The 7,276-nt window shown below is 69.3% G+C and carries 7 protein-coding genes; 4 read left to right on the top strand and 3 right to left on the bottom strand.

The window, feature by feature from the left end:
• Positions 1–12: 12 nt before the first annotated feature.
• The 3 genes from Q4I23_RS28550 (at position 13) to Q4I23_RS28540 (ending at position 2,493) form a co-directional block, all read left to right on the top strand.
• Complete coding sequence (locus Q4I23_RS28550) at positions 13–540, top strand: carbohydrate ABC transporter permease (protein ID WP_498528454.1); 528 nt, start codon at positions 13–15, stop codon at positions 538–540.
• A gap of 4 nt (positions 541–544) precedes the next feature.
• Positions 545–1,621, top strand: coding sequence for an ABC transporter ATP-binding protein (locus Q4I23_RS28545; RefSeq protein WP_498528453.1), 1,077 nt, complete (start codon positions 545–547; stop codon positions 1,619–1,621).
• A 74-nt stretch (positions 1,622–1,695) separates the two neighbouring features.
• On the top strand, positions 1,696–2,493 hold the full coding sequence (locus tag Q4I23_RS28540) for a DeoR/GlpR family DNA-binding transcription regulator (RefSeq protein ID WP_454016535.1): 798 nt from the start codon (positions 1,696–1,698) through the stop codon (positions 2,491–2,493).
• Between the two features lie 3 nt (positions 2,494–2,496).
• On the opposite strand, the gene Q4I23_RS28535 is transcribed toward Q4I23_RS28540, so the two are convergent.
• Positions 2,497–3,996, bottom strand: coding sequence for an L-lactate permease (locus tag Q4I23_RS28535; RefSeq protein ID WP_498528452.1), 1,500 nt, complete (start codon positions 3,994–3,996; stop codon positions 2,497–2,499).
• Positions 3,997–4,095: 99 nt separating this feature from the next.
• Positions 4,096–4,686 carry an NADPH-dependent FMN reductase gene (locus Q4I23_RS28530; RefSeq protein WP_454016533.1) on the bottom strand — a complete coding sequence of 197 codons (591 nt, stop codon included), beginning with the start codon at positions 4,684–4,686 and terminating at the stop codon, positions 4,096–4,098.
• A gap of 367 nt (positions 4,687–5,053) precedes the next feature.
• Here Q4I23_RS28530 and Q4I23_RS28525 point away from each other — a divergent pair, with 367 nt between their 5' ends.
• Positions 5,054–7,060: a methyl-accepting chemotaxis protein gene (locus Q4I23_RS28525; RefSeq protein ID WP_498528451.1), complete on the top strand. Its 2,007-nt coding sequence runs from the start codon at positions 5,054–5,056 to the stop codon at positions 7,058–7,060.
• Positions 7,061–7,136: 76 nt separating this feature from the next.
• On the opposite strand, the gene Q4I23_RS28520 is transcribed toward Q4I23_RS28525, so the two are convergent.
• Positions 7,137–7,250, bottom strand: coding sequence for an L-2-amino-thiazoline-4-carboxylic acid hydrolase (locus tag Q4I23_RS28520; protein ID WP_498528450.1), 114 nt, complete (start codon positions 7,248–7,250; stop codon positions 7,137–7,139).
• Positions 7,251–7,276 lie beyond the last annotated feature (26 nt).

The raw sequence follows: 7,276 nt of genomic DNA, 5'->3' as shown, positions 1-7,276 counted from the left end.
GGGCTCGGAGATGTGTATAAGAGACAGGTGGTGCTGGGCGTGTCGATGTTCCCGCAGGTCGCCGTTCTGTCGGGCCTGTTCGAGCTGGTGCGCTGGCTCGGCCTCTACAACCGGATCGGCTCGCTGGTGTTGTCCTACCTGATCTTCACGCTGCCCTTTACCGTCTGGGTGTTGACCACCTTCATGCGCGAGCTGCCGAAGGAGCTGGAGGAGGCTGCCATGGTGGACGGCGCCGGCCCCTTCCTGATCGTGACGCGGGTGTTCCTGCCGCTGATGGGGCCGGCGCTGGCGGCGACCGGGCTGCTCGCCTTCATCGCCGCCTGGAACGAGTTCCTGTTCGCCCTGACCTTCACCCTGACCGACGACGCGCGCACCGTGCCGGTGGCGATCGCGCTGATGTCGGGGGCCAGCCAGTACGAGCTGCCCTGGGGCCGGATCATGGCGGCGTCGGTGGTGGTGACAGTGCCGCTGATCGGGCTGGTGCTGCTGTTCCAGCGGCGGATCGTCTCCGGCCTGACCGCCGGCGCTGTGAAGGGGTAGGGCGATGGCGGGCGTCACGCTGCGCGGGGTGCGCAAGAGCTTCGGGCGGATCGAGGTCATCCACGGCGTCGACCTGGAGGTCGCGGACGGTGAGTTCGTCGCCTTCGTCGGGCCGTCCGGCTGCGGCAAGTCCACTCTGCTGCGCCTGATCGCCGGGCTGGAGGAGCCGAGCGCCGGGGACCTGTCCATCGGTGGGCAGCGGGTGAACGACCGGCCTCCGGCAGCGCGCGGCATCGCCATGGTCTTCCAGTCCTACGCGCTCTACCCCCACATGACGGCCTACGACAACATGGCCTTCGGCCTGACGCTGTCACGGACCGACAAGGGGACCATCGTGGAGCGGGTGCGCGCCGCCGCGCGGCTGCTGCAGATCGAGGATCTGCTCGACCGCAAGCCGCGCGACCTGTCCGGCGGGCAGCGCCAGCGCGTCGCCATCGGGCGGGCCATCGTGCGCGAGCCGCAGGTCTTCCTGTTCGACGAGCCGCTGTCCAACCTCGACGCCGGCCTGCGCGTCCAGATGCGCCTGGAGATCGCCAAGCTGAAGGCCGACTTGCGCGCTACCATGATCTACGTGACCCACGATCAGGTGGAGGCAATGACCCTGGCCGACCGCATCGTCGTGCTGAACGCCGGGCGGGTGGAGCAGGCCGGCACGCCGCTGGAGCTGTACCACCGCCCGCGCAACCGCTTCGTCGCCGGCTTCATCGGCTCGCCGGCCATGAACTTCCTGGATGTGGTCTCGGAGGGGCAGGCGGACGGGTCGGTGCGGGTGTGGCTTCCCGGCGGGGTGCCGCTGGATATCGCCGTGGATGCTTCAGCGCCGGCGGCGGGCACGCCCCTGACGCTCGGCGTCCGGCCGGAGCATGTCGGTTTGGTCGATGGCGGGGTCGGGCTGGTCGCCACCATCCTGGCCGCGGAACGGCTGGGCGGCGAGACGCATTGCCACGCCGCGCTGGAAGACGGGCAAAGGCTTCTAGTCCGCCTCGACGGCGACCGGCCGGTGGCGACGGGCGAGCGGTTGCGCTTGAACCTGCGGAGTGAAACCGCGCATCTCTTCGGGTCCGACGGGCAGAGGCTCTGAGCGCAGCGGCGGGGCGCGCTGTACTGCTTTCGAATGAACTTGCGGGCGAAGCGGCGGTCGGTTTGAATGCCGCTATGGACATCATGACACCCCGGCAGACCGACATCCTGGCGCTCGCCCGCACGCAGGGGCGCGTGCTGGTCGACGATCTGGCCGCCCGCTTCAACGTCACGCCGCAGACCATCCGCAAGGACCTGAACGAGCTGTGCGACCGCCGCCTGCTCCAGCGGGTCCACGGCGGCGCGGTCGCCGGATCGGGTGTCGAGAATCTCGGCTACGAGGCGCGGCGGCTGATCGCCCAGGACGAGAAGCGCGCCATCGGCCGCCGCGCCGCGGAGCTGGTGCCCGACAGCTCCTCCCTCTTCATCAACATCGGCACGACGACGGAGGAGGTGGCCCGCGCCCTTCAGGGGCGCAGCGGGTTGGTGGTCATCACCAACAACATCAACGTCGCCAACCTGCTGCGCCCCGAGCCGCACATCGAGGTGATCGTGGCCGGCGGCGTGGTGCGTCGGTCGGACGGCGGCATCGTCGGCGAGGCCGCCATCGACTTCTTCAACCAGTTCATGGCCGACTTCGCGGTGATCGGCGCCTCGGCCATCGACGAGAGCGGGGCGCTGCTCGACTTCGATTACCGCGAGGTGAGGGTGTCGCAGGCGATCATGGCGAACGCCCGCCACGTCATCCTGGTCGCCGACCGCGGCAAGCTGGAGCGCACCGCCCCGGTGCGCATCGGCCACATCTCGCAGGTCCACACCTTCGTCACGGACGTCCTGCCCTCCGACCGGCTGGCCCGCATCTGCCGGGAGTCCGGCGTGCGGGTGGAGGAGCTGTTCCCCGACCGCGCGGCGGAGCCGGAACCCCAGGACTGATCCCTACACCAGCCAGACCCAGGCGATGACGACGGCGAGCAGCGAGGCCGTGGAGGCGACGCCGATGGGCAGCGCCAGCCGGTAGATCGCGGACTCCGCCTTGGTCAGCCCCAGAAGGCTGGAGGCCAGAACGATCCGGCCCGGAGTCAGCAGCGTGCAGACGCTGCCGGCCACCACCTGGATGGCGGCGGCGGCGATCAGCGGCAGGCCGCTGCCCGACGCCAGATTGACCTGGATGTGCATCATCAGGGCGTTCGACGCTGTGTTGGAACCGGTCAGCATCCCCGTCGCCGCCCCCAGCACCGGCACGGCCAGGACGGCGGCGGAGCCCGCCACCGCCTGCCACGCCTGCCCGAAGGCCGCCGCCCCGCCGGAGGCGGCCATGAAGGCGGCCAGTTCCACGAAGACCAGGGTCGCCGCCATCGGCACCAGCGCCGCGCGCAGGGCGGGACCGGCCACAGCCAGGGCGCGCCCGCGCGGCAGGCTCGCCAGCATGACCAGGGCGATGGCGACCAGCCATGTCGAGGGGTGGCGCAGCAGGGGCATCGGCGCCAGCCCGCCGAACGGGTCGAGCACCAGCAAGTCCGCCGTCCAGCCCGACAGCGGCGGCACCAACCGTGTCGCCATCAGCCCGCCGACCAGAACCACATAGGGCCACAGCAGGGCCAGCAGCCGCGACAGGCCGGCGGCGTCGCGCGGCAGCCGCCGCGCCTCCACCGCCAGCAGAAGCACCGCCGTCGCCAGCCCGCCGCCCAGCTCCGGCGCCACGAAGCGGTTGGTCAGCCAGAGCAGCCCGGCCAGCGCCAGCATCAGGACGAGGTCCCTGGCCCGGTCGCCCGGGGTGGAGGTCAGCCCGGCGCCGTGGATCAGCCGCCAGAACACCAGCAGCAGGCTGGGCAGCACGACCACCATCAGAGCGGCGCTGGCCGTCCCCAGCTCGGTGAAGGACACGCCGATCAGCTCCGCCCCGACCCGCGTGCCGACGCCCAGCGCACCCCAGGGGGCGAGCATCTGGCTGAACAGGCCCAACGCCGCGGCGTGGGCCGGCGGCAGATTCAGCGGGCGCAGCATGGCGAGCGCCACCACCAGCCCGACGCCGAACCCCGTCACCGATTCGGCGAAAGGACCGGCGAGCAGGCAGGCGACGAAGACGGCGCGGCGGCGCTCGGTCGGTGTCTTCGCCTCGACCTGCGCCTCGGCCTTGACGGCGCGGGCCTCGAAAGCGCGGTGGAACAGCAGGCCCGCCGCGATGATCGACATGGCGTGCCACGCCAGCCACGCTCCCTCGCCGGCCTTCAGCGCCACGGCGGGGAGCAGGCTGGGCAGTTGGGCCAGCCAATCCGGAGCGGTGGCACCGCTCGGCTGCGCCACCATCAGGGCCGCCATGAGCACCCCGGCGGCCAGCGCCATGCCCGCGGTCCCGGCGGTCAGCATGCTGACACGCCGCGACACGAGCAGGGCGACGGTGGCGGCGAGCGGCAGGAGATGGAGGCTCAGGGGCATGATCGACACAGGGGACCGTGGAAGAAGCGTGCTGATATACTAATATCGGCACGCTTCGGCCAGCCCCATCGGTCTTTGCGCGGCTGCCCTGCCTGGGACTCAGGCGCCTTTGATCCCGCGCAGCAGGGCGATTTCCGCCAGAAGGTCGTCGATGGCGGCCAACGCGAAGTCCAGCGCGGCTTGGTCGGTCAGCCGGCCGTCCTTGATCTTCTCGTGAACCGTGCCGATGACCACCTGCGGGCGGGCGATGACCCGACCCATCATGCCGGACAGTGTCTCGCGCATCTCGTGCTGGGCGCGCACGCCGCCGGTGAAGGCGGGGGAGGCGGTCATGATGAGGATCGGCTTGCCCCGCACCGGCGACTTCATGGCCGGGCGCGACGCCCAGTCCAACGCGTTCTTCAGCACGCCCGACATGCCGTAATTGTATTCCGGGGAGATGATGACCAGACCGTCGGCCGCGGCGATGGCGTCGCGGAGCGCGGTGGCCGCGGCGGGGGTGTTCTCCGCGTCCAGATCGGGATCGTAAAGCGGGATGTCGTTCAGGGGGAACAGCGCCATCTCCGCCTTGCTGCCCGCCTTTTCGCCCAGCGAGTCGGCGATCGTGCTCAGCACCGCGGTGCAGTGGGAGTGACGGCGGATGCTGCCGGAAAGGCCGAGAAGGCGGACGGGCTTGGCGGTGTCGGTCATCGTGGCTGTCCTGTCGCGGTTTGAGGTGGGTGCCCGTTCCAACGGTGCGCACGGAGGATGGTGCCGTCCCCGTCCCCGCGCCGCAACCCGCGGGATCAGGGGCCGGACCACGCCTCCGCTCCGGATCGGGGCGGACTCCGTAGAATCCACAATAGGGAAAAGCAGCGCTGCGAATACGCATAAAATACAAGATAAATCGCTGATTTTCCAGCGCTTGCAAGGCACTAGGGGGTGGGATGCGGCTCAAGCGAGGCTGGCGGCGGGCTAAGATGGTGCGACAATATGGTGATGTTTTTCAGCCATTAATACAGTAGAAGTAGCACTTAAGTAGTGTTTGTGCGTGTTCTCCGCGACGGGGTGCTGGCTTATGCGCGACAATGGACCGGTTACGAACCGCGAAATCGAAATGTCCGACGACATGCTGCTTGTGTCACGGACCGACACCCGCGGCAAGATCACGTTCGTCAATAAAGCATTTGTTGATATTAGCGGTTTCTCAGAAACGGAATTACTCGGCTCGCCTCATAATCTTGTGCGCCATCCGGACATGCCACCGGCGGCCTTCGCCAACCTGTGGGAAACCATCAAGGACGGCAGGCCGTGGGAAGGGCTGGTCAAGAACCGGTCCAAAAGCGGCGACCATTATTGGGTCAAGGCGAACGTCACCCCGATCACCGAGAAGGGCGTGGTGACGGAGTACATCTCCATCCGGTCCAAGCCGAGCCGGGAAGCGGTGGCGGAGGCGGAGCGCATCTACGCGGAGATCCGCGCCGGGCGCGGCCAGCAGTATGGCCTGCTGGACGGCCAGATCGTCCGCCGCGGTTTCGGCGTCAGGCTGGGTGACTTGGCGTCGAGCATCGCCGGGCGCATCGTGGCAACCACCGGTCTTCTGTTGCTGACCGTCATGGTCCTCGGCTGGCTGAGCCTGACCGGCAGCGACAGCGTCGAGGTTTTCGCCGGGCTGATGCTGTTCGGCCTGCTGGTGGCCGGCGTCGGGACGCTCAGCGTTCTGGGCACGGTGCGGCGCCCGCTCGGGCTGGTGGAAACCCATCTCGACGCCATCGCCCGCGGCGACCTGATGACCAACGTCCCCAGCTCCGGCGTGGCGGAGTTCGCCCGCATCCGATCCCAAATCCGTGCCGTGAAGGCGAAGCTGAACTATTCGACCCAAGAGCGCGCCGAGCGCCAGCGCCAGGCGGAGGAGGAGCGCATCACCGCTCTCCAGTCCATGGCAGAGACGGTGGAGCGCGAGGCCAGCCATGCGGTGGAGCAGGTGGCCCTGCGCACCGGCGGCATGGCCCAGGACGCCGACGCCATGGCGACCTCCGCCGAGCGGGTCAGCATCAACGCGCAGAACGTCGCCGCGGCTGCGGAGGAAGCGCTGGCCAACGCCCAGACCGTGGCGGCGGCGACGGAGGAGCTGGCGGCCTCGATCCGCGAAATCTCCGCGCAGATCGCCCATTCCAGCGCGGTCACCCGCCGCGCCGTGGAGAACGGCCAGCGCACCCAGGGCACCATCCAGTCGCTGTCCGAGGCGGTCGGCCGCATCGACGAGGTGGTCAAGCTGATCACCGACATCGCCAGCCAGACCAACCTGCTGGCGCTCAACGCCACCATCGAGGCGGCGCGTGCGGGTGAGGCCGGCAAGGGCTTCGCCGTGGTGGCCCAGGAGGTGAAGAACCTCGCCAACCAGACCGCCCGCTCCACCGAGGAGATCACCCGTCTGATCGCGGAAATCCAGGGGGTGACCAGCACCGCCGTGGGGGCCGTGGCGGAAATCGGCGACACCATCGGCGAGATCGACCAGATCTCCAGCGCCATCGCCGCCGCGATGGAGGAGCAGGCCGCCGCCACCCAGGAAATCAGCCGCAACGTGGTGGAGACCTCCAACGCCGCGCAGGAGGTGTCGGTGCGCATCGCCGCCGTCTCCAGCGACGCCGACCAGACCGGTTCGCAGGCCTCGGGCGTGCGGGCCGGCTCGGACGAGGTGGCGACGAGCATCGACGAGCTGCGCCGCGTGCTGGTGCGTGTCGTCCGCACCTCCACCAGCGACGCTGACCGCCGCCGCAGCCCGCGCTACCGGGTGAACGAGGCCTGCGGCGTCGTGGTGCAGGGGCGCGATCAGTCCGGCACACTGACCGACCTGTCGAACGGCGGCGCCATGCTGAGCGGGATCGGCGGTCTTGGCGTGGGCGACCGTGGCACTCTGCGGCTCGACCGCTTCGGCCTGACCGTCGCCTTCGAGGTGCGGGCCATCGACAAGACGGCGATCCATGTCCGCTTCGCCGAAAGTGACGTCGCCCTGCCGCGCTTCCGTGACGCCTTCGCCCAGTTGACCCGCGGGCTTCAGCCGGTGGCGACGGCAGCGGCCTGACGAACAGCGGTATTGCCCGAAACGACGACGGCCCGGCGTTCCGCACGCCGGGCCGTCGTCGTTTCGGGCTTTCTCGTCAGCCTTCCGGCTTGTCGACGCGGTAGCGGAAGTCGCAATGGCTGGCGCCCTGCATGATGGTCTGCGTCCGCTCCATCTTGATCGACGGGTCGTAGCCCTGTCTCTTATACACATCTGACGCTGCCGACGATTATACGC

It is taken from the genome of Azospirillum sp. UFLA03-27 (assembly GCF_059803775.1).
Note: the sequence above shows the minus strand (reverse complement) of the source record. Positions and strands in the feature narration are given on the sequence as shown.

Bases quoted from the DNA above. Each gene is read 5' to 3' on its own strand.
- Q4I23_RS28535 (WP_498528452.1), bottom strand. From the start codon at position 3,996: ATGCCCCTGAGCCTCCATCTCCTGCCGCTCGCCGCCACCGTCGCCCTG.
- Q4I23_RS28530 (WP_454016533.1), bottom strand. From the start codon at position 4,686: ATGACCGACACCGCCAAGCCCGTCCGCCTTCTCGGCCTTTCCGGCAGC.
- Q4I23_RS28540 (WP_454016535.1), top strand. From the start codon at position 1,696: ATGGACATCATGACACCCCGGCAGACCGACATCCTGGCGCTCGCCCGC.
- Q4I23_RS28545 (WP_498528453.1), top strand. From the start codon at position 545: ATGGCGGGCGTCACGCTGCGCGGGGTGCGCAAGAGCTTCGGGCGGATC.
- Q4I23_RS28525 (WP_498528451.1), top strand. From the start codon at position 5,054: ATGCGCGACAATGGACCGGTTACGAACCGCGAAATCGAAATGTCCGAC.